Annotated in this window: 22 protein-coding genes and 1 pseudogene; 11 read left to right on the top strand and 12 right to left on the bottom strand. The window is 64.6% G+C overall.

Features of this window, described 5'->3' with window-relative positions; all coding sequences use genetic code 11:
* Positions 1–45: 45 nt before the first annotated feature.
* The 5 genes from C1J00_RS02290 to C1J00_RS02310 all read right to left on the bottom strand — a co-directional run bounded on the left by C1J00_RS02290 (position 46) and on the right by C1J00_RS02310 (position 6,170).
* Positions 46–846: an adenine nucleotide alpha hydrolase family protein gene (locus tag C1J00_RS02290; RefSeq protein WP_102907342.1), complete on the bottom strand. Its 801-nt coding sequence runs from the start codon at positions 844–846 to the stop codon at positions 46–48.
* A gap of 206 nt (positions 847–1,052) precedes the next feature.
* Positions 1,053–1,700, bottom strand: a complete 648-nt coding sequence (locus C1J00_RS02295; protein WP_102907343.1) for a hypothetical protein — start codon at positions 1,698–1,700, stop codon at positions 1,053–1,055.
* A 74-nt stretch (positions 1,701–1,774) separates the two neighbouring features.
* Complete coding sequence (locus tag C1J00_RS02300; RefSeq protein WP_180989363.1) at positions 1,775–2,671, bottom strand: phospholipase D family protein; 897 nt, start codon at positions 2,669–2,671, stop codon at positions 1,775–1,777.
* Positions 2,668–4,548 carry an ATP-binding protein gene (locus tag C1J00_RS02305; protein ID WP_245936148.1) on the bottom strand — a complete coding sequence of 627 codons (1,881 nt, stop codon included), beginning with the start codon at positions 4,546–4,548 and terminating at the stop codon, positions 2,668–2,670. The genes C1J00_RS02300 and C1J00_RS02305 overlap by 4 nt, the downstream gene beginning before the upstream one ends.
* Positions 4,545–6,170 carry a DEAD/DEAH box helicase gene (locus tag C1J00_RS02310; RefSeq protein ID WP_245936149.1) on the bottom strand — a complete coding sequence of 542 codons (1,626 nt, stop codon included), beginning with the start codon at positions 6,168–6,170 and terminating at the stop codon, positions 4,545–4,547. Before C1J00_RS02310 ends, C1J00_RS02305 begins: the two co-directional genes overlap by 4 nt.
* 460 nt (positions 6,171–6,630) lie before the next feature.
* On the opposite strand from C1J00_RS02310, the gene C1J00_RS02315 reads away from it, so the two are divergent.
* From C1J00_RS02315 to C1J00_RS02330, 4 genes are read left to right on the top strand one after another with little or no spacing between them, the layout of a single operon-like run.
* A complete protein-coding gene (locus tag C1J00_RS02315) occupies positions 6,631–7,806 on the top strand; it encodes a cysteine desulfurase family protein (protein WP_102907359.1) in 1,176 nt (391 codons plus the stop codon).
* 59 nt (positions 7,807–7,865) lie between these two features.
* On the top strand, positions 7,866–8,978 hold the full coding sequence (locus C1J00_RS02320) for a DUF4007 family protein (RefSeq protein ID WP_102907346.1): 1,113 nt from the start codon (positions 7,866–7,868) through the stop codon (positions 8,976–8,978).
* Positions 8,975–12,553: a hypothetical protein gene (locus tag C1J00_RS02325; RefSeq protein ID WP_102907347.1), complete on the top strand. Its 3,579-nt coding sequence runs from the start codon at positions 8,975–8,977 to the stop codon at positions 12,551–12,553. The genes C1J00_RS02320 and C1J00_RS02325 overlap by 4 nt, the downstream gene beginning before the upstream one ends.
* Positions 12,550–13,383, top strand: coding sequence for a phosphoadenosine phosphosulfate reductase family protein (locus tag C1J00_RS02330; RefSeq protein ID WP_102907348.1), 834 nt, complete (start codon positions 12,550–12,552; stop codon positions 13,381–13,383). Before C1J00_RS02325 ends, C1J00_RS02330 begins: the two co-directional genes overlap by 4 nt.
* Positions 13,384–13,540: 157 nt before the next feature.
* Here C1J00_RS02330 and C1J00_RS02335 read toward each other — a convergent pair whose 3' ends face one another.
* Positions 13,541–14,146 (bottom strand): SPDY domain-containing protein, encoded by a 606-nt coding sequence (locus C1J00_RS02335; RefSeq protein WP_342751646.1) that lies wholly within the window; start codon positions 14,144–14,146, stop codon positions 13,541–13,543.
* 421 nt (positions 14,147–14,567) lie between these two features.
* On the opposite strand from C1J00_RS02335, the gene C1J00_RS02340 reads away from it, so the two are divergent.
* The 4 genes from C1J00_RS02340 (at position 14,568) to C1J00_RS02350 (ending at position 19,251) form a co-directional block, all read left to right on the top strand.
* Positions 14,568–15,701 (top strand): pentapeptide repeat-containing protein, encoded by a 1,134-nt coding sequence (locus tag C1J00_RS02340; RefSeq protein WP_180989364.1) that lies wholly within the window; start codon positions 14,568–14,570, stop codon positions 15,699–15,701.
* A 293-nt stretch (positions 15,702–15,994) separates the two neighbouring features.
* A complete protein-coding gene (locus C1J00_RS44560; protein ID WP_146046119.1) occupies positions 15,995–17,002 on the top strand; it encodes a hypothetical protein in 1,008 nt (335 codons plus the stop codon).
* A 535-nt stretch (positions 17,003–17,537) separates the two neighbouring features.
* A complete protein-coding gene (locus C1J00_RS44980) occupies positions 17,538–17,882 on the top strand; it encodes a hypothetical protein (RefSeq protein ID WP_180989365.1) in 345 nt (114 codons plus the stop codon).
* A 160-nt stretch (positions 17,883–18,042) separates the two neighbouring features.
* Positions 18,043–19,251 (top strand): IS110 family RNA-guided transposase, encoded by a 1,209-nt coding sequence (locus tag C1J00_RS02350; RefSeq protein ID WP_102907350.1) that lies wholly within the window; start codon positions 18,043–18,045, stop codon positions 19,249–19,251.
* Between the two features lie 54 nt (positions 19,252–19,305).
* Here C1J00_RS02350 and C1J00_RS48150 read toward each other — a convergent pair.
* From C1J00_RS48150 to grrM, 4 genes and pseudogenes are all read right to left on the bottom strand, one after another.
* Positions 19,306–19,473, bottom strand: a pseudogene (locus tag C1J00_RS48150) (IS630 family transposase); the annotation flags it as partial.
* Positions 19,470–20,129 (bottom strand): 7-cyano-7-deazaguanine synthase, encoded by a 660-nt coding sequence (locus tag C1J00_RS48030; RefSeq protein ID WP_102907351.1) that lies wholly within the window; start codon positions 20,127–20,129, stop codon positions 19,470–19,472. The gene C1J00_RS48030 and the pseudogene C1J00_RS48150, both read right to left, overlap by 4 nt.
* A 15-nt stretch (positions 20,130–20,144) precedes the next feature.
* Complete coding sequence (locus C1J00_RS02360) at positions 20,145–20,975, bottom strand: SAM-dependent methyltransferase (protein WP_180989367.1); 831 nt, start codon at positions 20,973–20,975, stop codon at positions 20,145–20,147.
* Positions 20,972–22,135, bottom strand: a complete 1,164-nt coding sequence (grrM, locus tag C1J00_RS02365; protein ID WP_102907353.1) for a cyclophane-forming radical SAM/SPASM peptide maturase GrrM/OscB — start codon at positions 22,133–22,135, stop codon at positions 20,972–20,974. Before grrM ends, C1J00_RS02360 begins: the two co-directional genes overlap by 4 nt.
* A 393-nt stretch (positions 22,136–22,528) precedes the next feature.
* On the opposite strand from grrM, the gene C1J00_RS48035 reads away from it, so the two are divergent.
* From C1J00_RS48035 to C1J00_RS44565, 3 genes are all read left to right on the top strand, one after another.
* Positions 22,529–23,371, top strand: a complete 843-nt coding sequence (locus C1J00_RS48035) for a formylglycine-generating enzyme family protein (protein ID WP_102907354.1) — start codon at positions 22,529–22,531, stop codon at positions 23,369–23,371.
* Positions 23,372–23,545: 174 nt separating this feature from the next.
* A complete protein-coding gene (locus tag C1J00_RS48040; protein WP_369333482.1) occupies positions 23,546–23,947 on the top strand; it encodes an N-acetyltransferase in 402 nt (133 codons plus the stop codon).
* 318 nt (positions 23,948–24,265) lie between these two features.
* On the top strand, positions 24,266–24,838 hold the full coding sequence (locus C1J00_RS44565; RefSeq protein WP_146192622.1) for a hypothetical protein: 573 nt from the start codon (positions 24,266–24,268) through the stop codon (positions 24,836–24,838).
* An 89-nt stretch (positions 24,839–24,927) separates the two neighbouring features.
* On the opposite strand, the gene C1J00_RS02375 is transcribed toward C1J00_RS44565, so the two are convergent.
* Positions 24,928–25,113: a hypothetical protein gene (locus C1J00_RS02375; RefSeq protein WP_102907355.1), complete on the bottom strand. Its 186-nt coding sequence runs from the start codon at positions 25,111–25,113 to the stop codon at positions 24,928–24,930.
* A gap of 66 nt (positions 25,114–25,179) precedes the next feature.
* Positions 25,180–26,291: DnaB-like helicase N-terminal domain-containing protein (locus tag C1J00_RS02380; RefSeq protein ID WP_245936150.1), on the bottom strand; the 1,112-nt coding region annotated here is incomplete at its 5' end.

Consider the following 26,291-nt stretch of genomic DNA (forward strand, 5'->3'; position numbering starts at 1 on the left):
GAGCCATGGCTTCGGGCCCACCCGTCGTGGCCTGCTCGACACATATCAGGTCATGCACCAGCCGGAGTCGCATGCACCTTCATCCTCATCGGCGTCGCCTTCCATTGAGCTCTCGTCGGGGATGGCTTGTGTGAGCGGGATCCCGTACCTCGTGAGATACACGGCATCCCGCCCGAGTGCGGCCCGCCGTCGGTTGATTGTCTCCTCCAGCCGGACCGACTGAGCGAACAACTCCGGCTCGTGCCGACGCTGGTGGCGCCAGGCGCCGACGGTGCGGAAGGGGCAGAAGAAGCAGGAGCTCTTGGGCGGTACCGGCAGGCCGGCCTCGGCGATGATGCGCTCGCAGTCGTCCCGGCGCAGCCCGAGATCGAGGAGAGGGTATTCGATGACCTCGTGGGCTTCCCGCCGCCGGCGGTTGGCGCGATGGATTTCGTCGACCGAAATGCCGATGCCGACCGCCGCCGGCTCCTCTGCGGTGGCGCCATGCTCCCGAAGCCACCGCCCGACCACCTTGATCTTGAAGTCGGCAGTGCAGTTGCGGCGGCCAGGAGCACCGTTGGCCATGCGGACCGGAATGGGGATCGACCGGGTGTCCGGCCGGTTCAGCCGCTGCATGAGCGTTTCGCTGGCCCCGTCGCGTCGCCGGCGCTTGAGCTCGTGGATGTCCAGTCCCGCACGCATGGCGTACGGGATGGCGATCTCACGGACGTACGCGAGGGTTGCTGGATGCTCGCTGTCGTCCCCGACGTTGGCGAACAGGAAGGTGCGGAAGTCGATCTCTCCGCGAGCGGCCAGCACGAGCAGGGCCGTGCTCTGAACTCCGCCTCCGTAGGAAATGACCTTCATGGGAGGGCGGTTGGGCTCGCTGGATGCGGCTTGGGGGAGGAGGTCTGTGGGATCGACGTGATGGTCTCCGGGGGTGCGCTGCAAGATCGACATATGAGAGACAGTATGTATGGGATTTGATCAAAGCAAGTGTTTCTCTCACTGCTGTTGGCGAATATAGAGGTCAACGGGGGAGTGGTTCGGCACGGGCCGGATGTGGTGATGGGCTACGGCCGGGGCTTGATGGTGACGGAATATCCCTGGGCCAGGACGGACGCCAGAAACTCCGCTGCGGCGCCGTGGTCAGCGCTGGTGAACGTCTGTGCGGCAGGCGGTGGCTGTCGAGGCGGGCTTGCCTCGGGGGTGCTCCGCCTTCGGCCACGGGGCTTCTGAGGAGCGCGCTGTCCTGCACGGAGCGCGGCGACTTCGGAGGCCACGATGGTTCGCTGCCGCTGTCGCGCGTCGTCCAGGATCGTTTCAAGGAGCCAGAGCGGCGAGCCGGAGACGAGCAGGTCGGCCTCGGCGATCCGCTGCCGGTTCCGCCACCGAGAGATGGTCTGCGCGTTCTGGCCGAGCACGCGTGCTGCCTCCTGGATACCGACGACGACCGGGAGGTTCTCCCTGTCCTCTGGGTCGTAGCCGAGAGGGATACCAGCCTTGTAGGTCGCTAGCCGTGCTCGGTCGGCTTTGCGGTCGCCTTCGCCGTCGAGTCGCATGGCTGTGCTCAGCAGCCAGTAGGGGTTGCCCGATGCGATCAGATCGGGCTCGTCGAGCGTGCCCGCTGTCCGCCATCGTTGGGATGTCTGTCGCTCCACGTGGAAGAGGAAGGCAATCTCGGCGTGCCCGAGGAGGAACGGGACGCGTACCTCTGCCATGAGACGGCCTTCCCCATCACCCTGTGCTCGTGTTCGTCGGCAGTGTGCTGGCAGGCCACGCCGTGGCTGTGATCTTAGGCGTGCTCTACGCCCGGTCGCAGCTCCCACGAGCCCACTTCGGTGTAGTACCGGCCGAAGTGCTGGAGCCAGGCCGCGAGCGTCTCCGTTGTTCTGCGCGCCTGCTCCTCAGTGTCTCCTGTCCGCTCGGCGATGGCCCGCTGCAGCTCGACGTTGCTGAGACGCTGTTCTGCGGTCAGCTGACCGAGTTCCGGAATCGCATGCAGGCGGGCCTCGACCTCAGCGTTGAAGGCGTCCTCCGAGAGGCCGGCGGGAACATCGAGCATGGCCAGGTCCCGCACGATGCCGGCCTCGACCAGCGAGGTGAACCGCTGCCGCCCGCTGTAGAGGGCGTAGACGTTCTCCGGTCTCCTTGTCTCCGGGAACCAGTACGGCGCTGCTTCGTCCTCGGACGGCGGAGTGACGCGCTCGCTTCTCAGGAGTTCAGCCTGCTCCCGTACGAGGGCTGCCGTGTGGCGTGTGGCTATGGTCGAGCGGGCGTTGATCTGGCCGAGGACCCGCTGTACTTCGGGGTGGTCGATCGGCACCTCCAACAAGAGTTCCACGTTGGCGTTCGGTACGCGTCCAGTGGCTTTGCCGGTCAGGTTGGCCGAGCCGACCAGACAGCGGCCGTCGGCACGGTAGAGCTTGGCGTGGAGGGACGGACACAAGGCAATGGAAATGCGTTCGTCACTCTGGGCAGCTTCGATGATCTCCGGGTCGGAAACCCCGGCGGCTACCTCCGCCGGGGTCCAGCGCGTGACACACGTGATCTTCTGGACGGAGGAGGGCACCGCGGCGATGGTCTCCTCGAAGATCGCCTTCTTGATGAAGGGGGCGATGATGACCACCTCCTCGGCGGCGTCCTCCATCATGTCCGCGATCTGCTGCCAGACATGGTCCGGCTGCGTCACTCCTCTTCGCTCCCGTCCTCGATGAAGTCACGGGCGTACCGACCCCAGTCGCTTCGGGCATCCGCGATGACCCGGCGCGCCTTCTTGCTGGGGATCTCGTCCTCCATCCGCGCCCAGGAGAAGATGAGCAGCTTGAAGGTCTCGGTCGCACGGGCAAGCCGCTGGCGGAGCTCTGCTTCGTTCGCGTCCTCGGGCACGTCCTCAAGAACGGCCATCAGCTTGCTGTGCAGGGGGTGTTCCGTATTGAAGGACACCTGGAGCATGCCGGCGAGCAGGTCGATATTGAAGAAGGCGGATGAGTCCTGGGGACTGGAGATCCAGCGGACGCGCCAGTCGTTCTCCATGGCCTCGTCCACCAGGGTCTGGGCGGTGTCCTCGTCGACGTGGTGTCGCTCGGTCAGCGCGGTCAGCTGCTCCTGGCGCTTGTCGGCTTCCGTCGCCTCCTCGGCGAGGAGGTCGGTCGTACCCGTGTGCCCGTCCTCCTGCCGGCGCTTGACGGCGTCCGTGGCCTTGGAGGTGACGTTCTCGTCGTACCGCTTCTTGCCCTTCCGGCCGCCCAACGTCTGCTGCCTCAACTTCAGGCGCATCTTGCTCAGGAGGCCCTTGAGGTACTGGGCAAGATCGATCAGCGGCAGTCGGGCGTCGCCGAGTTCCCGTAGACGATCCTTGAACTCCTTGGGGGTTTCGTCGGGGTCCTGCTCAGCCGACCAGTCGAAGTCGGCGAGTGACGAGAACACGACGGCGGTCTGCTTGTTGTTGGTGACGCCGAACACCTCGTCGAGCTCGGGCGGGAAGTCCACCTCGATGCCCCACCACCGCTCCACGGGGTTGTAGCCGATGGCCCATGAGGTATCGAGGTCGAGTTCGCGGCCTTTGCGGACCAGGGAGACGCCGATGTTCCGACGGGCGTGCTGTCCCCACGTCTGGGCACCAGCGTCCCGGTTCGGGTTGGCCGTGTCGGGCCACGGATGGCCGGAGACATCGGAACGGCGGGCTTCAGGCCGGGCGATGGATGCGCGCACCGTTACGGTGTGCTGTGTGCCATCGACCGTGACGGGATAGCGGTAGACCCCGGGCTCCGCCTCGTTGCCCATGTGGAAGGGCTCGAACATGGGAGTGCTGTTGAACGGCGCCGGCGTTCCCGTCTTCGCCATGAGGTACAGAGGGTCGTTGGGTTCGGCGTAGTAAGCGCCGTTGTCCCCTTCGAGGACCTTCCCGTCGCGAACGGGCGCCATCTTGATGTCCACGGAGCCGTCGTTCAGGTAGTGCCGGTACACGCGGCCGATCAATTCGGCGGTGTTGCGCAGGGTGGCGCCGGCACTGTGCCATTTGACGCGGTCCAGGTTCGTCCAGACGACGAGGGTGCCGCTGGTGCCCAGGGGCACCTCGCTCAGGTCGTCCCAATACTCCGGCACACGGCGAGGTACGGGGTCGGGAACCTCGTCCTGGCCCTTGGTGATCTCGTCCAGGTCAAGGTAGGTGTACAGAGCGTTCGCAGCGCCGTTCTTCCACGACCAGACTTCGACCTTGGTGCACTGGGACATGCTGGAGTTGGGCAGGCCCATGCCGAAGCGGCCGATTCGGCTGCGGTCGTCGCCGAGACCGTCGCCGTACTTCAGAGCGCGCCGCAGGAGTTCGCTGTCCATGCCCTTGCCGTTGTCGAGGACGGCGATCTTGTCCACCCGGTACCTGGTCCGGGCGGCACCCTCGATAGGACTCTCGCAGGCGAAGACCTGCACCAGCGTGGCTTCCGCGTCGATGCTGTTGTCGATCAGCTCGGCGAGCGCGTAGGCGGTGTTCTTGTAGCCGCTGTCGCGCATGGCCTTGACGGTCAGCGAAGGGCTGACGATCCGGTAGTTGTTTCCTTCGCCGCTCACGCTGTCTCCCATACGTCTTCCCAGTTGGTGAATGCTTCGGCGACGTCGCCGAACCCGGGGAGCTCCGGGTCGACGACGGTGACGATCTCGCAGGTTTCGGTTCCGCCGGCCTTGGGGCCGCGGATGACCCGGCCGACCATCTGGCTGTAGAGCACCAGGGACTTGGTCGGCCGGGCGATGACGGCGGCGCTGGCCGCGGGCGCGTCGAAGCCTGTAGTCAGGACTCCGAAGTTGCACAGGATCATCGGGCGCCGCGCCGCGCTCTTGAAACGACGGATAGCGTCGCTTCGGTGCCGCGGCGAGGACTCGCCGGTCACGAATACCGCGTCGAGGCCGGCCGCGGACAGCACGGACGCGATGAGTCGGCAGTGCTGCACCGATGCCGCGAACACGAGGATGCGCCGGTGCTGCTTTTGGAGCAGCTCCATGATCGTCTGGACAACCTTGAGGTTCCACTGCTCGTCCTTCGCGAGCTCGGCGATGATGTTGTCCGGGATCTCGAACGCTCGCGCCAGGTTCTGCTGATCCCGGGCCGACAGATGCATGCCGGCTTCCGCGGCCACCGTGCGCATGATCGGTTTGGCCAGGTAGCCCTGGTCGATGAGGGCTGTCACGGGATTCGTGTAGCCCTCGATCTCCAGCATGACCTTCTGGCGGGAGAAGAAGTCGGCGAGTTCCTCGTCCTTGGCGATGTCCGCCCACGTGCGGCCCGGGGTCGCGGTGAGGCCCAGCAGGCTGGAGTCGTGACGTACGGTCAGGTCGTCCACCACGCCCTGAAACGTGGGGGCGATGATCTGATGTGCCTCGTCGAACACGGTCAGAGTGCTGCGGGCGGCCAGGGTACGCAGGAACTGTGGGTCGGATTTGGCGGTTGAGACGGCCTTCTCCAGCCCGAGGACGACCAGTCCGTCGGTCACGTCCGCGAGGTCCGGGGAAGCGCTGCCCCACACGCGGAGGACCGGCAGGGGGCGGTCGCCGACCTTGCTCCAGGCGCGCTCGAACTCGGCCGCGGCCTGCTCCAGCAGTTCCTGCCCGTGGGCCAGCCACACCACCAGGGCGGGCCCGTGCTGCCGCAGGTGGTCGCAGATCATGCTCATGCCGGTCCGCGTCTTGCCCACGCCCGTGGGCAGATGGAGCACGGCCCGGCGGGGGCCGTCGTACAGCAGCTCCTTGACCCGGCGCGCCGCGCGGAGCTGATGGGGGAACAGAGCGTAGTCGGGTGCTGTCTCCCGCTTGAAGGGCGGCAGTTGAGGCTGTGCGCGCTCGACGGTGAAGCCGAAGAATTCCAGAAGCTCCCTGCGCTCGTCAGGAGTCCACTTCAGCGTCTGCAGGTACTCCAGCGGTTGCTCGTCACCCAGCGACCCGAGCCGTTGCGCCAGTTCCGCCTGCTTGGGCCCGGGAATGAGGCCGAGCAGTACGGCGCGCTCGTCCTCGTCCGCGACCAGGAGCTCGGCGTCGATCGCGATCGCAGCGACGGCTCGCAACCGCTCATCACCCGCCGTGCCTCCTTCGACGAGGTCGAGGAGGCCGCACAGCTCCTTGCCGAGGTGCCGGCGGATGTAGTCCATGGGGGCGTTTGCCAGGACTGCCTCGAAGGGCATTCCCGGTGACCACGTCGTCACAGCCTCACCTGACCGATGCGGCTGACGGAAAGCCGTGAGCCGCTCGCACAGGACCGACCATCATCGTGAAGTTCCTCCCCCAGCTCGACGCACACCAAGCAGCGCTTCAACGTGCAGATACTGCGGCGTTGCAGCGTGCGGACCACCCTAAACGGGACCACTGACAACAGGAGCACCATCAGACTAAAAGCCCAGCCAGGGGCGGCAATTGGCCACGTAGCTGCCCGACTTCCCGGCCACGAAAACGGGTTTTGCAGCATGCGGCTTGCGCGTGAGGCGCGCAATATAGAACATTCATTCGGTAAATGGCTTGCGACACCACGCGTTCGAGTGATTCAAAGAGTGGATCTAGGCTCGCGGCTAGGATCACGGCGAGCTACTGGTGGAACCCCGGATGCGGGGCGAGGTTTCCACCAGCAGTACATTGGTGTGTGACACGAGCGAGGTGGGGTGGCAGACGATGAGCGAGCCGAATGGGCCGGATACGTCCTATTTTGACTACAACGCCACCGCTCCGATCCGGCCCGAGGCCCTCGCGGCTGTCGTCGAGGCCATGCAATCGGTCGGCAACGCCTCAAGCATGCACCAACCCGGACGGCAGGCGGCTCATCGGGTCGACGCCGCACGCTGGCAGCTAGCCGACCTCCTCGGCTGCTCGCCCGGCGAGATCATCTTTACCTCCGGGGCGACAGAAGCGAACAATCTGGCCCTGTGGGCCGCGTTCACCGCCGGAAGTCCCCTGGTCACAAGCCCTGTTGAGCATCCGGCTGTGCTGGAGACGGCCCGCGCGGTCACCGCCGGGAGCCCCGAGGATCTTGTGCTCCTGCCGGTCGGTGGCGACGGCCTGGTGGAGCTCGACGCCCTCGATCAGGTCTTCGCCGTGCGTCGTGGGGGAGTGGTCTCCTTGATGGCGGCGAACAACGAGACCGGTGTCCTCACCGATCTCCGCGTCGTGGCCAAGGCGGCCCGTGAAGCCGGTGCACTCGTCCATACGGACGCCACGCAGCTCATCGGTCGCCTCCCCGTGGACGTCGCTGAACTCGACGTCGACCTCTTGTCGCTGTCGGCCCACAAGTTCGGCGGGCCGCAGGGAGTCGGTGCCTTGTATGTGCGGCGTGGGTCCCCACTTCCGCACCGGCCGCTCCTCGTGGGCGGCGGACAGGAGCGGGGCTGGCGCGCGGGCACGCTGAACGTGGCAGGGATCATCGGCATGGGAGCAGCGGCCGAGGCTGCGGCGCGCGGCCTCGGCGAGGAGGCTGAGCGGGTCGCAGCCCTGCGTGACCGCCTCGAACGCCTGGTCGTCGGCAACCTGCCCGACTGCCGTATCAACGGCCGGCGCGATCAGCGCCTGCCCGGTGTGACGAGCATTACTTTTCCTGGGGTGCCTGCGGACGCGGTCCTGGCGGCCATGCCCGACGTCGCTGCCTCGGAGGGCAGCGCGTGCGCGTCCGGCGCTCCGACGCCGAGCCACGTGCTCCTGGCGATGGGGCTGTCCCGGGCGGATGCCGACAGCACGATCCGCTTCTCGCTGGGTTACGCCACCACGGATGCCGAGATCGAGCACGCCGCGCAGGCCGTCAAACGCGCCGTGACGCAGGTTCGGGCCGCGCTGGCCGAAGCCGACGGTGCCCGCTGACCGTTACCCCGTTTACCAACCTCGTTAGAGCAATCGCATTGGACACAGAGAGGTCCCGGATGTCAGACAGCCGGCTTGGGGAAGCCGCCCTTTTTTCCTTCGCGCGACACGAAACGTTCGCGCCCCGCTTCGGCTGGCTGCACAAGGCGTACGTGCAGGTCAAACGCGATCAGGGTGCGTTCCTCGCGGTCGACGCGCCGGTGCGGTTCGGTGTGGGCAAGAACATGGTCTACTCCATGCGCTATTGGTCGCGGGCGTTCAAGCTCACCCGTGAGCACTCGCCCACGAAGGGCACACAAGCCAAGTTCTCCTATCCCACCTGGGAGGCCCGGTGGCTCCTCGATGAGGACGGTGCGGATCCGTATTTGGAGGAGAACGGCAGCCTGTGGCTGCTGCACTGGTGGTTGGTCTCGTCCCGTCCCGGGGCCAAGAGCTGGGCGCCGGCCTGGTACACGGCCTTCCATCTCGCGCCGTTCTCCCGGTTCACAGTCGCGGACATGACGCAGGTGGTTACCCGGCATGTGAACTTCTCCTACGACAAGAGCCCGGAGGAGGCGTCGATCGTCAAGGACATCGAGTGCCTCACCAAGATGTATGCGCGCAGCGCCCCGGAGAAGGCGGGCTCGCCGGGCAGTTACGAGGACCTGCTCGCCTGCCCCTTCCGTGACCTTGACCTGCTCACCTTTGTCGGGACGCGCGGAAATGCCGAGTGGCAGTTCACTAGTGGGCACCGCACCTCGCTGCCCGCCCGGGTCCTGGCCTATGCCTGCCTCGACTACGCCGCCAAGTTCTCCCGCCAGGCCAACTCGATCTCAGTGGCCCGCCTCGCCAATGAGCCGGGTTCTCCGGGGCGCGCCTTCCGCGTCCGGGAGAACGAGATCGTCATGGCGCTGCAGAAGGTCGCCGCGGACCACCCGCAGCTCGACCTGACCGAGGCCGTGGGACAGCGCAGCCTCGCCTTCACGGCCGACCCCTTCGATCTGGCCTGGGAAGTGCTTGACGAGCAGTACGACTTCGTCACCCGCCGCCCCGGCTTTCCCACCCGCCAGGAGTGGGCCGCCAAGTTCCCCAAGCTCGCCGAGTCCGAGCAGAAGGAACTCGCCACGAAGGCCACGGACGCCACAGACACGGCCGACACCACCGAGACACTCTTTGCTGAGGAGACCGCGTGACCACCGCAACCCCCACGCGGACCCCGGGTAGCCCGACGAGCTCCGCCCCGCAGATCCCCGCCGGCATCGAACTCGTCGGCTCCCAGATGCGCTCGACCAACCTCGAGCGAGACGTCGAAGACGCGCTGCACGACCCCTACGTCGGCGCCCGGGCCGTCGACGTCCTGGAACGCATCGCGAGTGCTCTGGCCGACCAACGCCGTACCCGCGCCTGGTCGTTCACCGGCCCCTACGGCTCCGGCAAGTCCACCCTGTCCAACATCATCGACGCTCTGCTGGGGCGGGATGCCAAGCGGCGCGGCGAGGCCGAGCGCATCCTCGAAGAGGCCAGCCCTGCCCTCGCTCAGCGCCTTGCCGCAGCCCGCGATGCCATCGCACCCGAGGGGTTCCTCGGCGGCGTGGCCACCGCGCGCCGCGAATCCGTAGTTGCCACCCTCTCCCGCGCTCTGCACACGGCGGCGGCGCGACGCTGGGGCAAGCGCGTCCCGAAGGCCATCGCCGCCGCCCTGGAGGCGTGCGCCGACCCGGACCGGGCCGGGGCCAAGGAGATTCTCGGCGCCGTCACGGCTTTGACGGCGGACGGGCGGCAGCCTCTGCTCCTCGTCATCGACGAGTTCGGCAAGACGCTGGAACATCTGGCCGGCCACAACGAGTTCGCCGACGCCCAGCATGATCTGTTCCTGCTGCAGGAACTCGCCGAGAAGGCGGCTGGCCCAAACGGGCTGCCCGTCTACCTGATGACCTTGCAGCACCTGTCGTTCATGGACTACGCCTCACGGTCCAGCGAACTCAAGACCCGCGAATGGGCCAAGATCCAGGGGCGCTTCGAAGACATCACCTTCGTCCCTCACCACGGCGACTCCCTGCACCTGCTGCGCCGCCGCCTCGACCGCTCGGCCGTCAACTCTGCGGGACAGTCCCTGATCAACGCCTGCGCCGAGGCATCCGCGGACATCTGGACCCAGCACGGTCTCGGCGTTCTCGCCGAACTCGGCCCCGACCACTTCGCCGACCTCTACCCGCTGCACCCCATCACGGCCCTGGCCGCGCCGATCCTTGCCGCCCAGATCGGCCAGCACGACCGCAGCCTGTCGGGCTTCCTCAACAGCGGGGAGCCCAACACCGTCCGCCACTCGCTGGCCCAGCACAGCAACGAGAAAGCGGAGCACGCCAGCACGGTGCGGCTGCCGCAGCTGTACGACTACTTCCTCAACTCCGGGCGCACCACCCTGCTCGCCTCCGCCAACGCGAGCAAGTGGATCGAGGTCGACTCACGCATCCGGGACGCCAATGGCCTCCCCGATGCCGACCAGGACGTACTGAAGACCATCGGCGTCCTCAATCTGATCGACTCCGACGGGGCCCTCAGCGCCACCGCCCCGATGATCCACTTCGCCCTGCACGACCCCACAGACGTCGCCGACTCCGACGCCTTCACAGCACTCGAAGAGCGGCTCGCCGACCTCGTGCGCCGGGGCTTCGTGGTCCACCGTGAGTTCAGCGGGGAATACCGGGTCTGGCAGGGCACGGACGTCGACATCGACGGCCGGCTCAAGGAAACCATCAGCCACTTGAATGACGCTGCGGTCATCAATCGGCTCGGCAGTCTCGTTCCGCAGGCATTCGTGGCCAGCCGCCACAGCCAGGTCACTGGCATGATGCGCGTGTTCTATACCGCGGTCAGCGGCCCGGAGACCAAGACCGTCGCCGCCCCGGATGAGTTGAGGGAGCCGGCCGACGGCCTCGTCGTCTTCCACTTCGGCACTGACGCAGACCGGCCCAACGTCCACTCGCCTCTGCCGGTACTCGTGGGCACCACCCCCGACCCCGACGTGGTGCTGGCCACGGCCACCTACCTCGTCGCGCTGAAGGAACTCAGCGTCCAGCAGGACATCGATCACGTCGCCCGGCGGGAAGTCATGGAGCGGCTCGTGCAGGCCGAGGCCGAGCTGCTGGAGCTGCTGCAGGACGCCTTCTATCCGCCGTCGTCTGACGCGTCCTGGAGCCTGTGGCACACCGGGATCGGCCCGGGCGAAGAACCCGCCGCTTCCGGCTTGACGGCCCGCAGCCTGAGCGGCCTGGTCTCCCTCGCCTGTGAATCGGTGTACCCCCACACCCCGCACATCCGCAACGAGATGCTCGGCCGGCACGTCCTGACCAGCCAGGCCGCCCAGGCCCGCGGCATACTGCTGACAGCCATGCTCTCCGCCTCGGGCGAGGAGAACCTCGGCCTCACCGGGTACAAGGCCGAACGAGCCATCTACCACGGTGTCCTGGCCTACCTCGGCCTGCACCGCGAGAACGGGGTGGTCCAGGCCGAGAGCCAGCAAGAGAGCCTGCTCCCTTACGGTTTCTCCCCGCCTGGCGAGGGCCACGAGCACGCTCAGCCCGCCTGGAACGCCCTCAACGAGGTACTGACCGGAGCCACCGAGCGGGTCAGCATGGAAGAGGTTATCCGGGTCCTTATGAGCCCGCCGTTCGGGCTCAAGGCCGGCGTGGTCCCGGTCTTCCTGATTCCGGCCCTGCTCATCCGTCGCCACGACGTCGCCCTGTTCGAGGAAGGCACCTACCTTCCCCGGCTGACCATCGACGTCGTTGAGCGCCTCGTCAAGGGCCCGGGACGCTTCTCAGCGAAGTACACGCCGGCCGGAGACGGCCAGCGTGGCAGCATCATCAAGAAGCTGATGGTCTCGCTCGGCGTGGAGGCACCACGCTCCAAGGCCCTGCGTAACCCCGACCTCCTTTCCGTGGCCAGCGCCTTGATCATGCGCGTGGCCGACCTGCACAAGTACGCCCGAACCACCAAGAACATCTCCGCCGACGCCCGCACCGTGCGGACCACGATCGCCCGGTCCCTGGACCCCGACGACCTGATCTTCCACGCCCTGCCGAAGGCCCTCGGTCTGCCTGAGATCCCGGCCCGCACGCGCGCCAACGCGGAAGCGGCCAACACCTACGTGGAACGGCTCACCGCGGCGGCGGACGAACTCGTCGCCATCGACAGCAAACTGCGTGCCCAGGTCGTGCGCGTTCTCGCCAAGGAGTTCCGCCTGCCGGCCGAACTACCGAAGCTGCGCGCACAGCTAGCGGCCCGGCTGAGGGGCTTCGCCGACGCGGTACTGACCCCGGAACTGCGGGGCTTCGTCGACTTCGTCCTCAGCGACGACCTTGAGGACGACGACTGGCTTGAGCCCATCGTCGTACGGCTGACCAACTCCGCCCTCGGCGACTGGGACGACCACGAGGCCAAGGTCTTCCCGCAAAAGGCCCGGTCGATGGCCGCCGCTCTCGACCGCGTCGGACACCTGCACCACGCCGGGAACGAGGTCCGCGGCAGGGAAGAGAAACTCGACGCCCAGTTGTTGACCTTGACTGACAGCGCCGGCGTGGAACAACGCACCCTGATCTACGTTCCGGAACAGGCCCGCAGCGAGGCCAGCAGCCTCGCCGCCGACGTCCTGAAGCAGGCCGAGAAGGCACTCGGGCCGGACGGAGCGAGGATCCTGCTCGCGGCTCTCGCCCAGCGTGTGACCGATGCCGCGGCAGCAGCGAGTGAAAGGAAGGCACAGGGATGACCGACGGAGCCGACACCCAGAAGGTCCGGCACGTGCTCGGTATCTCCGGCGGAAAGGACTCCTCGGCGCTCGCCGTCTACATGCGCAACCGAGTCCCGGAGATGGAGTACTTCTTCTGCGACACGGGCGCCGAACTGCCCGAGACCTACGAGTACCTCAACCGCCTGGAGGCCGCCCTCGGCAAGTCCATCGTGCGGCTCAACGCCGACCGGGACTTCGACCACTGGATGGAGGTCTACCAGGGCACCCTGCCCAGTCCGCAGATGCGCTGGTGCACCAAGAATCTCAAGATCAAGCCCCTGGAAGACTGGGTCGGCGACGACAAGGTCATCTCCTACGTCGCCATCCGGGCCGACGAGAACCGCATCGGCTACGTCAGCACCAAGCCGAACATCGATGCCGTCTTTCCCTTCCGTGAGGACGGCATCGACAAGGACGGCGTCATGCGCATCCTCGACGAGGCTGGCATCGGCCTGCCCGACTACTACGAGTGGCGCACACGCTCCGGCTGCTACTTCTGCTTCTTCCAGCGCAAGCACGAATGGGTCGGCCTCAAGGAACGCCACCCCGACCTCTTCGACCGCGCCGTCGCGTACGAGGAGAAGGTCCGCTACCGGCACACCGCCATGAAGGGCCGCAACTACACCTGGTCACAGGGCGAGTCGCTGCCGGAGCTGATAGAGCGAAAGGACGAGATCGAGGCCAAGCATGAGGCGGCCCTTGAGCGCGCAGCCAAGCGCATCAAGCCCAACCGCCCCTTGCTAGAGGTTCTTTCCGACGCACTCGACTCAGACGACGACGAGGCTGGCTGCTCCGTCTGCCACCTCTGACGCGCAACCACACGCAGCGGCCCCAGCAACCCGAGCTGGGGCTGCTGTGGCGTTTCCGAGTTCCAATCAAGCTTGTCCCACTTGCGGTTGTGATCGCGCCCAGACTGTGTCTCGACGCATGCAGCTGGAGCTGCCAGCGGGCAGTGCCCGATGCTTATCAACGCGAACGGCCGGCGGGTCGGCCGGCCGTGACCGCCGGAGCCGCCGGCGCACTGGTGGCGAGGCGGGTCCTGTGCTCGCGGCCCAGCTGGGCCTGGCGCGTGCCGGTCTCATGGGCGAGGGACCCAGAGAGACCCGCCAGCAGTGAACTCGGCGTGTACGGGGACGCGGTGATGGCCCAGGTGGGCCGGTCCGGACCAGGGCCGGCCCAGATGGTCCAGGTGGCCAGGTTCTGACTCGCGTGTTGTGCGGCGAAGGCGTCGAGCTGGACGCCCGCGTCCCCGTCGGGGGACGTCCAGCGGATCCATCGCCCGTCCACGGTGTGCTTCCATCCGGCGTCGGAGAGCGGCTGGGTGGCTGAGGTGACCATCTTCTCGTCCACCGGGGCGCCGATGACAGTGTCCCAGCCGTCGCCGTCGGCGAGGTGGATCAGCAGATCCTGCAGCACCGGGGCGGGGGTGGCGCCGGTCGCGGTGAGGACCCACATGCGGTCGGAGACGGGTGTCTCGTAGGCGGCTACGGTCCATGCGGTCTCGTGGGCGGGGGTGTCGTGGACGCGCTCGATGCGCAGAGTCTGCGACTCGTGGATGGCGTGGGTTGTCACGACCAGGTCCGTTCCCTGTCAAGTCAGCGTGTCGGACTCAAGTCGCCCGCCAAGGACGCGACTGGCCGGGCGATCGCCTTTGGGGGGCCAGACGGTCACGCGTCCTCGCCGACTCGGACAACGTGACCACGAACAGCCGCTCCCCCCTCGGTTGGCGAGGCCAGAACGGCAATGTTCGTACCCTGTGCCGTAGGGCCACAGAGAGATGAATGAAACGACTTCGGTGGCGCTGGCAGTCCGCTCTACCACCGGATGGCTAAAGTCGAGGTTCTGCGCTTCGGACAGGAGGCATCGCGGCCGTCTGCGCTTAGGAGGTCAACGTTTGCTGGAGCTCTGGCGCATCGATAGGTTGCTCGTCACTGAGCCCTGGGGAGGAGCCCACGTGATGATGCGTGGTGGTAGGCACTTACGACCGGCACTTATGTTGATCACGGTGCTGGCCGTCTCCGTTGCTCTCGGATTCCTACTCTTGCAATGGATTCCGCATCAGCTTGCTGATCCGGAGGCGAAGCAGTTGAAGCCAGCCGAACGCCTCGTGCATCTCAACACCGTTCGTGGCACGGTGCTTCAGACCGCCGCTGGGCTCGCCGTTCTCGGGGGGCTCGTCTACACGGGCAGGGGATACGTACTGTCGCGCCAGAGCCAGGTCACGGATCGATACGCGGGTGCGGTCAGCCAGCTGAGCAGCGACAACCTGGATGCACGCCTTGGCGGCGTGTTCGCCCTGGAGAGACTAGCCCGGGATTCTCGGCACGACGTCGCCTCGATTGCACAAGTACTCTCGTCGTTTGTCGTACGTCGCTGTCCGATAGCCGAGCCAGCACCGGGCGGGCAGGCTCGGGGCTCCGAGAGACCGAATCGGACCTCTCAACCGCCGAGATCGGAGCCTGACGTCCACGCGGCGTTGACGGTGCTCGGTTCGCTCGGCCGCAGGACTCGCGTCGAACTCTCGGAGGCTGACCTGAGGGGCGCTGAGCTAGACGGCCTGGCATTCGAAGGCGGAGAGATCAGCCGATCGCTCTTGCGAGGCGCTGACCTGCGCCGATCCTTTCTACGCGAAGCCGAACTCGAAGACACAGATTTGCGCGGCGCTCGCCTTGAAGGGGCCGATCTGACTGCGGCGCGCCTCCCACGCGCTGACTTGCGAGGGGCCGAGATGAAGGGTGCAGCGTTTAGCGACTGCTTGTTGTCTTCCGCACGGCTCGAGGACGCCTGGGCATCGTCCGTCTCCCTTCGCGGAGCTGATCTCTTCTCCGCCCGGCTTGACGGAGCGCGTCTGGACGGGGCGGATCTGCGAAACGCTACCTTGATCAACGCGCGCCTTGGGCGAGCCGACCTCACGGGCACAGACCTGTCGGGGGCAGACCTGTACGGTGCCGATCTGTCGGGCACCATCCTCGTCGCCGCAGACCTGAGGCTTGCTCGTTCACTCACCCTCGAGCAATTGCGCTCTGCAGTACTGGGCCAGAGAACTCGTTTGCCGGCGGGTCTCGCGCATCTTCTGGACGACCTCGGCCCGACCAACGGTGCTGGCAGCGGCATCGTGATCACATGACGGAGAATTGATTGAGCATCGCAACTACGGATCCTGATCCGGATCCCTCCAGCACTTTCTCCGGAGCCCCGTCGCCCACTCAAGCCTTCGTCCGTCAGCCGCGGTTCCTTCCCGCATCCGTCCCTACCGATCCCGTGCCACTCCGGCCGCCTCCCGTCCACACGGACCGCACTTGGCGCCATAGGTGGCTGTCGTCGGCCCTCTTAACTTCCCCAGGCATAGCATCCTCCTGCCTCCTGCTCCTCTTCGTGGACAGCAGCATGGGAAGGGCAGTCGGGTTCGTAACCCTAGGGGTGGGTATCGCCGTCACCTGCTTTGCTTCGGTACGCGGCTCGGCCGGGGAGGTGACCCATGCGACGCAACAACGGCGGGCCTATCTCCGCTACCTTACCGACGTACGCCGCCAGCTGCATCGAACAGCCTTGAAGCAACGAGAAGCCCAGCTGTGGTTGAACCCAGAGCCATCGGAGTTGCGTTCCGTCGTGTCTCGCCGCAGTCAGTTGTGGGAGAGAACAGCCGATGACCCCGATTTCCTACAAGTGCGAGTGGGATCCGGAGAGCAACGGCTCGCCACGGATCTGGAATCTCCAACTATTCCAGCAGGGGCCGATGCTGTGTGTGTTGACGGTCTGGCCTCACTCGTTTACGAGTACGGAACCATGGCAGAGATGCCCATGGCCGTCAGCCTCAAGGCGTTTCACCACATCCACGTGTGCGGCACTGACGAACAAAGTATTCGCAACCTCGTGCGAAGTATCGTTGGGCAGGCGGTGACATTTCACGGGCCTGACGACCTCCGATTGATGATTTACGGGCCCGTGCAACAGTCCCACGAATGGGAATGGATCGACTACCTGCCGCACGCGCAGCGTCTTCCTGGCCATCAGACCCCGTCAAACACAACCGCCTTTGCCGACGACGCGGTTAGCTTCACTCGGCTTGTAGCAGCAGTAGGTGACCGACCGCCTTTTAGTAGAGACGGTTCACGGCAGCTTCCCCACATTCTGATCGTCTGTGACACTCTGCCGTTGCCTGACGAGCTGGATTGGCTCGCAACCGAAGGACGGCAAGGTGTCACTCTAGTCAGGCTTGTCCCGGACACTAGGGAGGGGGTCAATATCGGCCTGGAGATGGCCGTCACCGACGACGAACTCACCCTGGGTACACAGAACGTTAGTTACACCGGCACGCCCGACTCGCTAACCATCGGTCAGGTCATCCGACTCGCCCGCGACCTATCTCGTTTCCGCCTAGCAGAAAGCGAGAACGGTGCCTCGTCCGCTGGCGGCCACGATCGTTGAACACGCCACGAGGGTCGGCGACAGGGGGCTGCCGAACCCCGCCCGGCGAACCGAGCGCACCAGACCTCGGCATGACAGTTCGGTGCCTGTCGCCCGGCCCATGCATTTTGCTACGCCGCTCGTTGTGGAGGCGCTCAGTCTGCCCCTGGACCGTTTCCTGGTCGGGAACGGGATGAGGTGACATCCCACCTCGAACCGTGTCGCGTGGCACCCAGAACACACGCCAGTCCCCTGAACCGCCCCCTGATCGGCTTCGACACGCTGATTCAACAGGGAAGGTGCGCCATTTTTCGAACTCGATGTGCGCGTCGAGGAAGGCGTCGAGGAGGGCATCGTGGTCGCCGGCATCGGCCCGGTAGACGGGGACGGTCTCCGGCTCCGGGCGGCAGGGTTCTGACTTGGCCGTGGTGACGTCGACGGCGCGTTCGGTGTCGGTCAGGGGTGCCGGGCCGGGGCGCATCTCGGCTGTGTGGTCCTTCTCGAAGGCGAGGAGGGCCTGGGCGGGTGAGTCGAAGGTGTCGGCGACCTGGCGCAGGTGGTCCTCGCCGTGCAGGTAGACGGACTTGCCGCCTGGGTGGAGGTCTGTGCCGACCGCGGCGGTGGTGTGGCCGTCGTGGGCGTGGGCGTGGATGAGGAGCTGGCCGTGGCGGATGTCGTCGTGGATCTTCTGCGCCTGGTTGGAGACCTCGCGGATTTCGCTGCGGGTGCACCAGGGCATCGGGTAGTTCGCCCAGGTCCATTCCTCGTCGATGGCCTCCTGGAGCCGAGGGGTGATCTCGACGGTGATGCCTTCGGCGATCAGGTGCTTGGCGGCGTCAGCGGCCCAGTAGGGCTCCGTAAGGTGTTGGTCAGCCCAGGAGAGTCGGATGTGGCTGAGTAGGGCCTGCCAGTAGTGGCTAGCGAGGAGTGGCCGTTCGACTCTCTGGGGCGCCCTGACTGCTGATTGAGATGTGCGCGCCTTGTGCGGTCGCTGTTTACGGAGCGGACAGCGGGGTGTTCCTCGGGCTCACGACATGTCGTGCGGAATGAGGAGAGGGCGAGTGAGCAACCGACTCAGCCAAGCCTGGTGTGGGATCGACGCGGGCAAGGGCCATCATTGGGCGGCAGTGGTCGACGAAACCGGTACGACCCTATGGTCGAAGAAGATCGACAACGATGAGACTGCCATCCTCATGGCCCTCGGCGAGATCCTGGACCTGGCAGATGAGGTCCGCTGGGCGGTGGACATCTCCGGAACGGCTTCCGCTCTGCTGATAGCACTGCTCGCTAGTCACGGTCAGCAGGCTGTCTATGTACCTGGTCGCACGGTCAACCGCATGGCTGGCGCCTACCGTGGCGAAGCCAAGACCGATGCACGCGACGCCTACGTCATCGCCGAAACTGCCCGTCATCGCCAGGACTTCGCAACCATCGATGTGCCTGCCCAGTTGGCAACCGACCTGGCGCTGCTGACGGGACATCGGTCGGACCTCGTTGCCGACCGTGTCCGCATGATCAACCGGCTGCGCGACGTGCTCAGCGGCATCTTCCCCGCGCTGGAACGTGCCTTCGACTACTCGGCCCACAAGGGCGCCCTTGTCCTTCTGACGGGATACCAGACTCCCGCCTCCATCCGCCGCCGCGGGCGGAGCAGACTGACGGCGTGGCTTGCCAAGCGCGGTGTCCGCGGCGCCCATGCGGTCGCCACTACTGCGCTAGAGGCTTCTCAGGCTCAGCAAATCTTGCTGCCCGGTGAGGCCGTCGCCGCCCAGATCGTCGCCGATTTGGCTGCGCAGATCCTCAGCCTGGATGACCGACTCAAGGGCGTCGACCGTCAGATCCGGGAAAGATTCCGCACCCACCCTCAGGCCGAGATCATCGAATCGTTGCCAGGTATGGGCCCAATTCTCGGTGCCGAGTTCGTCGTAGCCGCCGGTGACCTGTGGGCTTACGCGGACGCTGGCCACCTAGCCTCAGCAGCGGGGCTGGTGCCCGTGCCAAGGGACTCAGGCCGTCGCATCGGCAACCTGCACCGCCCCAAGCGCTATAGCCGGCGCCTACGCAGAGTGTTCTACCTGTCCGCGCAGACCAGTATCATCCGCGAGGGCCCGAACAGGGACTTCTACCTCAAGAAGCGCGGCGAGGGCTGCAAACACGTCCAGGCCGTCATAGCGCTCGCACGCCGGCGTGCCAGTGTCCTATGGGCTCTCCTGCGCGACAACCGAACGTTCACCCCTGTCGCGCCGATCACGCGATATAAGGATCTTTGAAGATGGCTCTGTCTGGCATTCCGTGTCCCTACCACCGGTGGCTGGCAGGATGACGAGGCTCGCCTGATGCCTTCCTCGCGAGGCGGAGCTGCGCCATTCCCGCCGCCAGCGCCGGACCGACCGCGACGTCACCCGAAGATCCCTACCGACGGCCTCGCTCTTCTCACCGCGAGCGAACCGCTCGGCCGTCTCAAGACACACCCGCTGGAAGCCGCGGGTCATTGCCTCTCGTACTTCGTGGCATCGACCACTGCGGCCTGCCTGAATGCATTTCTCCTTGAGAGACATGCCTCGCAAGTACCGCATTGCATACTTCCTGATGGGCGCAGACAACTCCAGGACCGAGACATATCCACACTCAGAGCGTTTCCTATCCGGATGATGTCGCATTTACTCATATCCTGGAATGGAACCAGAATTCGCACTTCACTTCCGACAAGCTTGATTCCTTGCCGTATATAGTTGAGGAATGATGGACTTTGCTCCACATGTTCTTGCGCATCCTCTCGATGGAGTCCAAACGCCACCGAGTTGATTCTGTGTGCCATTGCGAAAGCCAAAGCAGCCGAGTACATTGTGGCTGCGCCGAAAATAGCCCGCTCGCCGCCCCCTTCCTGGGCGACTCGTGCGGATCTCCAGGACAGCAGCAACGATGACATATCGATGCTCCAATATGCGACTCGCGCCTGGTGCGCGATAGCTCGAGCGGCTGCTGACTCTTCCGGTGAGGAGAAACCAGCGAAGTGAACGGCGATCAGTTCGCTCGACTTCTCGGCGCACATCTTTCCCAAGAGAACGGTGGAGTCGACACCGCCTGAGAGGAATACAGCAACGCCGAACCGCCCATCGCTGATCGTATGGCCCTGCCCCGACCTCATATATGCCTCTAAGTATTACCGGTAATTTCTCTCGAACTCGCTTTGATCTCGAAAGCGGTCCGAGAAGTATTCATCTGCCTTGAGCGGAACTGCTGCAGGGATGAAAAGAGACGCGCCTAGGGTCTGGGGTGACATTTCGGTCCCACCTAGACAACTCAGCGGAAAGGACTCGAGATGAGCCGGATTACCTGACCTCACAGAACACGTGATATAGGTCACCGTATGATCGCTCGGGTAACACTTAAGAAGATGATCGCGCAGGGGCCACAACGCTGCCGCGCACGGCTTCCGCCCCATCGTCACAAATGCTGTGCCAAAAACGTTGGGCTGCATCACCAAACAGTCAATGTCATTTCGTGGCTGAATATTGTGAGCCACAAGGGAAGACGCTTCCAAAATTTGGATCCCGGGTGCGTAATCGATCCCGAGATCAGCCATGATGGCATCTACGGAGGAGACGCCAGCAATCACGCGGACGCTCATGTCGCCGCATTTAGCCCGCTCGATCAGCCCTGCAGTGACACTGTCGAAAACCACCGGATTTCCCACTGTAAGGTACGCCACGGGGGGATTGCTGCGAGCAGCTTGCCAGATGAGGTTGATCTCTTCCCTATAGACATCCAGCCGCCGCCCACCTCGTTGGTATATCTCTTGCAGATCTCTCGTTTTTGATGCCCATCTGCTCGGCATCAAGCGGCTCGTTGACCGCGGGAGGATCGAATAGATCTCCTGACACTGGTCCAGGACGTCGATCGCCGCAGATGTGAGATGATCCGGAACCTGTACTCCGGCACCCACGATGAATACATCTGCCGGACATCGTCCACCATCTGCGCTAGGTGTCATGACTCCGACCTCCTCGAGTCTCTCTCCGGTCCAGCGGAATCGACGAATGCGCTTACCATAACCTTTACTCTGAGCCTGCATGATCGAGTTTCCGCCACGTCGAACGTGCCGGCCTCCGCAATCTTGTTCGACGGAGAACCACCACCACAAAAGTCAAAGTAACCGCACTCAGATTGACACTTGGCCACACCACTTTGGACGGCCTTATTGACCGCGGTGAACTTTGGGCTCTCTACTATGGTGTCTATTTCGTCGTCGTGAACGTTACCGAAGAGAAAATCTCCGAATGGCTCATGTCTTGCCGTCAAGAGTTCAGGTGAGAATGTAGATACATTGCCCCGATGGTCGAAGCTCAAGATCGCCATAGGAACGTTGTCGTGGCAGCGCACTTGATTTGTGCGGAACGAACTCGCGAGCTGACGAAAGTTGTCGTACTCTCGCAAGCGGGGATACCCGCGCTGACCGATGCCTAGAGTCAGGATCTCATCGACGAAGGCCCGAAATTCGTGCTCCGAGTCGTCGTCGTGGATACTGGAGCGCTCATGTGATCCCTCGGCTTCTTCCGGATTCAGACCAACAACGGTAATGCCGGCATCAGCAAAGAACTGCCAGAACTCCCGGCCGTGTGTAAGTGAGCCTTTGGTGACGACCGCGATAACCGATGGATTCAGACCGGAATCCTGCAATAGGCGGACTCCCCGCATCACCCTATCGAACGTGCCGCGTCCCGCTCGGTCGACTCGATTTTGGTCGTGCAACTCCGCCGGCCCGTCCAGACTCACCCCTACGTTTACCTTATATTCGCTAAATAGGTCGCACCACGATTGATTGATCATCATGGCGTTGGTCTGCATCGAGAAAGACAAGTCGACATCACCCCAGTCCCTGTTCCGGAACACGTCGAATGCCTCGCGGTAGAACTGGATTGGGAGTCGCAAGGGCTCGCCGGCATGCCAGACAACTGTCAAAGCATCCCGCACATGACGAGATTTAGACAATTGGTCGGCAATGCGCTCGAGCGTAGCCATGGAAATAACTTCGCTTGATCCACGGTCAGGCAGATAGCAGTAGCGGCAGCGAATATTGCAGAAAGGTGTCGCCTGTACGACCGCAAGCTGCGTCTGCACAGATGGGGGCCCAGCTGTCATGATTGACGCCATTTCACGTTCGGCGATCTATGCGGTATCGGAGACGGCATAGATCGAGGCATACGGCGTTAGATGCGCGGAAGCAACGCATCATGCGATCTTGGTCCATGAGGCCCAGTTTGCCCACTGCCCCCACTGAAGTTCTGGGCTTTCAGGCAGGTTGTCCTCGGCAGTCTCGTCGGCGAGGTCTCGAACCGCATCACCCAGTTGGTCCAGGTGGGGTCCAATCTCCTGGTGGAAGGCATGCCGCTCAGAGTCCATCACTGCCTCCGTAGAATTTGACGAAGGTCGCTCACTAGTTATCGTAGATGGGGTCTGAGTCCCCGCAACCTGAGCCACGCAAGCACCGGTGAGCTCCGAGATGCGGGGCCTCCTGGCGGCGCCAATCAAGTGAGCGAGGCTCACATGTCGAAGATCAATCCACGCACCTCCGCCAGCAAGGGTCAGGCGAGTGGTCAATTCGGCCTCTTTTCCCTACATGGATTGCCAGTCTACCTGCAAGATCTCGGGTTTAGTGTCCACGCATCTTGCGGGGCCGTAACCCCGCCAACCGTGCATGTTCCTCACGGATCATTTAGCATGGGCAGCGATCCGCAAAGAGACCGAGCTGCTTATACTGATGAGTGTCCAGCTCATAATGCAAATACAGTAGACATTGAGTTTGGTGTGTTTCCCGTCACGGTGGCGGAGTATGCGGCTGCCGTATCCGATGGCGCCGTTCCCAGGCCATACACTTTCCGTGGGGTGACGTGGGACGATCAGTTGGTTAAACCTGCTCTCCCAGTTACGTCTGTCTCTTGGTTCCACGCCGTCACTTATTCTGTTTGGTTGAGTGAACGGCTGGAGCGTCCTTGCCGCCTACCGACAGAAGCTGAGTGGGAGAAAGCTGCCCGGGGCACAGACGGCCGGATCTATCCATGGGGCGATACCTGGGATCCTCAACTGGTGAATACGCCGGACGGCGGGCTGGGGAAAGCTGCTGAAATCGGCCTCTATCCCGCTGGGGTGAGCCCCTATGGCGCGCGTGACATGGTTGGCAACGTTTGGGAATGGTGCAGCTCTATGCCGCTGCCGTACCCATATGATGCATCAGATGGTAGGGAAAATCTGTATAGAATCTGCGACCGAGTGATGAGAGGGGGAGCATGGTACTGCGCCCCCTACAACTCCCGGGCGGCATGTCGTGGATTCGGGTATTCGGCCATGTATCTGGGAGGAGGCTTCCGCCTTGTTTTTCCAGCTGACTAGCGGGCTTCTGTGATGGTCCGGCCGGCAGTGATCGTCCAACTTGGCGCTGCTGACCTCGCTTCTCGATGGCTTGACGAGATCACGGACTTGTACGTCGAGGTATTCTCGGTGCCTCCGTTCGTGTGGTGCGATGACGAGGGATGCCACCAACGCAATCGACTGTCGAGCCTCATGATGACCGAGGGTTTCACCCTGGCTTTGGCAGTGACAGGGTCGAATTTGATCGGTTTCGTGTATGGAGCTCCTGTTCCCTCCCAGCATCAGCGGGGGTTCCTTCCAGATAGGGTCGTCCGTCGTTTCGCAGGGCCGGCTTTCCATGTTACTGATTTCGCGGTCCGGCAGGACTTTCGTTTCCTTGGGGTAGGCAGAAGCCTGCATGATTCAATTCTCAGTGATCGGTCCGAGAAGTGGGCAACCTTGGCAGTGCAGCCTCAGGCTGGCGTTTCCATCTCCATCTATGAGAGGTGGGGATGGAGGAAGATCGCTCAGCACCATCTGGACGCCGAGGGTCCGGCCCCTTCGCTCGACATATATGCCCATCGCTTGGGGCTCTCAGTTCCGAGTGTGGGGTGGTGATGAAGCGTGGTACTCGAACGTGGAATCAGTTTCGTCGATGCAACAACAAGCACTCGTTCAGAAAAACCTCGGGTCTGGATAAGTGCGGGACTTGCCGCGCCGCCATCTCCTTCAACCCTGTCATGCCACCACCCACGGCACGCTTTGCGGTACGAGGACAACGCTGTGGTTGCCAGGGAGCCATGGGTTCTTCCGTCGGCGTCCGAGCTTGACACCATCGTGAACGGAGTTTCCGCGGCGCCCGGCTGCTGCGTAGCGGTTCTATCTCTTTCGTCTGATCTCTACGATGAGTTCGATGCTGCCCGAAGTAGGGCTGAGATGGTGTCCGACTGGGATGAGGTGAATCGATATGTAAGCGGTCAGCCGCTGCAGCGAGCGATTGAGTGCGCCGCTGAACATGCTGAATCCGGTTCATCGCAGATATGGCAAATGGGTATCCGCGTTAATCCTCCGGGATTGCCCAACGTCACGGTGGACAACAAGACTGGCCGTCTCGTTGGGCTTCACTGTGACAACTGGTTTGGGGCACAGATGAAAGCTCGTGATGGTTCCCCGAATCGTATCGCGATGAACCTTGGGGATGGGGATCGGTATTTCACCTACATTAATCTTCCCCTCTCTAGAATATGGCAGCTTGGTAATGACGCCACGGATCTATCCGTTGCGCGACTAACCGGTGACCTGCTTGTCCGCTTTGTGGAGCGCATGCCGGCCTATCCCGTTGTGCGGCTGCGTATTTCACCCGGCGAGGCGTACATAGCACCTACGGACAACATCATCCACGATGGCAGTACCCAAGCGGGTTATGAGTGGGATATCTACTTCACCGTCGTCGGCCGCTTCAGAATTCCAATGCAACGGCCCGGCCAAGCGGTGGGAGAAACTTGCTGATTACAGTAAGTGTTCCGCCTCGGACGATCAAGGCGGCTGCAGACAGAGCCCACCTCAGAGAGCCCAAGCCACGCTGGCGCTTGACTCAGTCATTGAGACTCCTCGTGATCGATGCGGGCCAGGACCAGGATGTTGTCGGCGGCGGCGCTCCAGTCGGCAGCCTCCAGAGCCATGAGAGCGACGTGGGCCTGGCTGCCGGTTAGGACCACCTGCACGGCGCTCGGGTGAGTGGGGTGGGTGCCGAGGCGGACGTGGGCGTCGATGGCGGGAGTCACGTGGGGGTCTCGTCTCTTGTGCCGGTGGCAGGGCCTTGGGGTCCGGCCACCGGTGTACGCGGGGGGCTATCGGGTTGCCCGTGTGGACCGGGCGGCGTGTGCGGCCGTGGTGGTCGGCGGGCCGGCGCGGGTGGTGGGCGCCGGTCGCCGCTGCTGTGGCGGGGTGGCTCCGGTGGCGTGCTGCCAGCGGGTGCGGGCGGCGGCGATGTCGGCGAGGGCGCGGCGGGCGCCGACGACGAGTTGGAAGGGGGTGTTCGCCGGGTCGCCGGCGTATGCCTCGATGCGTCGGCCGGTGTGCTCGGCCGTGGCCAGGAGGGAGCGCTGCAGGGCGCGCTCGCCCCAGTGCTCGACGGATCCGGCCGGTTCGGCCAGCATGCGGAGGACCTCGCCTGGTTCACTGCCGTCGTCCAGCAGGCCGCGCTGCTGGGCTTCCCACAGGACGGTGACGGGGTCGACGGGCTCGTGGCGGCGGGCAAGGCCGGTCAGGCACTGCCACAGGCCGGCGTGCAGTGGCAGGGTGAGGTCGTCGGGGAGCAGCCACCGGACGGCTTCGATGTCGGAGGGGTAGGCCGTTGCGGTGGCGAGCAGCATCTGCTCCTCCTCGACGGCCTCTGCGGGGTCGGGCGCGGCGGGCGGCTGCGGTGCCGTGGTGCGGGGCAGCACGCCTGCGCGTGGCGGGAAGCGGTTGGCGATGTCGTCCACGACCGCGGCGAGCGCATCGGCCTCGGCGAGAACCGTCTGGACGGGGTGCGGGAGGGAGACGTCGTGGACGGTGTGGACGAGGCGTTCGGCGGCCGTCAGCAGGCGGCGGCGGGAGTGCTCCGCCTCGACCATCCGGGCGTAGGCGGGGGCGTGGCTGGGCCAGGGGCAGACCTGGACGAGGGTGTGCAGGTAGGAGGCGGTGAGTCCGCGCGCCTGCTCCCGGCCTGTGGCGAGCACGCGGTCGAGCCACTTGGTGTTCTTCGCGTGCTCGGCGGGGTTGGGCGGCGGCAGGGTGATGATCGCGGCGTACAAGGCGGCGTGCGTGGCGGTGGAGAACGAGTCGGCGGCGATGCCGGTCACGTTGCTGAGACGGTGCGGATCGAGGAGGAGGGCGCCGAGGAGGGCCTGCTCCACGTGGAACACCGGCTGGGGCGGTGCGATGGCGTCGAGGTCGTCTTCGTCGGGTTCGGGGGCGT

The sequence above is a fragment of the Streptomyces cahuitamycinicus genome (assembly GCF_002891435.1).
In the GTDB taxonomy this organism is placed as follows: Bacteria; Actinomycetota; Actinomycetes; order Streptomycetales; family Streptomycetaceae; genus Streptomyces; species Streptomyces cahuitamycinicus.

Coding starts and splice junctions, on each gene's coding strand:
- C1J00_RS48030 (WP_102907351.1), bottom strand. CDS start 20,129: ATGAGGTCGGGGCAGGGCCATACGATCAGCGATGGGCGGTTCGGCGTT.
- C1J00_RS02330 (WP_102907348.1), top strand. CDS start 12,550: ATGACCGACGGAGCCGACACCCAGAAGGTCCGGCACGTGCTCGGTATC.
- C1J00_RS48035 (WP_102907354.1), top strand. CDS start 22,529: ATGTCGAAGATCAATCCACGCACCTCCGCCAGCAAGGGTCAGGCGAGT.
- grrM (WP_102907353.1), bottom strand. CDS start 22,135: ATGGCGTCAATCATGACAGCTGGGCCCCCATCTGTGCAGACGCAGCTT.
- C1J00_RS02360 (WP_180989367.1), bottom strand. CDS start 20,975: ATGACACCTAGCGCAGATGGTGGACGATGTCCGGCAGATGTATTCATC.
- C1J00_RS48040 (WP_369333482.1), top strand. CDS start 23,546: ATGACCGAGGGTTTCACCCTGGCTTTGGCAGTGACAGGGTCGAATTTG.
- C1J00_RS02295 (WP_102907343.1), bottom strand. CDS start 1,700: ATGGCAGAGGTACGCGTCCCGTTCCTCCTCGGGCACGCCGAGATTGCC.
- C1J00_RS44565 (WP_146192622.1), top strand. CDS start 24,266: ATGGTGTCCGACTGGGATGAGGTGAATCGATATGTAAGCGGTCAGCCG.
- C1J00_RS02315 (WP_102907359.1), top strand. CDS start 6,631: ATGAGCGAGCCGAATGGGCCGGATACGTCCTATTTTGACTACAACGCC.
- C1J00_RS02290 (WP_102907342.1), bottom strand. CDS start 846: ATGAAGGTCATTTCCTACGGAGGCGGAGTTCAGAGCACGGCCCTGCTC.
- C1J00_RS02340 (WP_180989364.1), top strand. CDS start 14,568: ATGTTGATCACGGTGCTGGCCGTCTCCGTTGCTCTCGGATTCCTACTC.
- C1J00_RS02320 (WP_102907346.1), top strand. CDS start 7,866: ATGTCAGACAGCCGGCTTGGGGAAGCCGCCCTTTTTTCCTTCGCGCGA.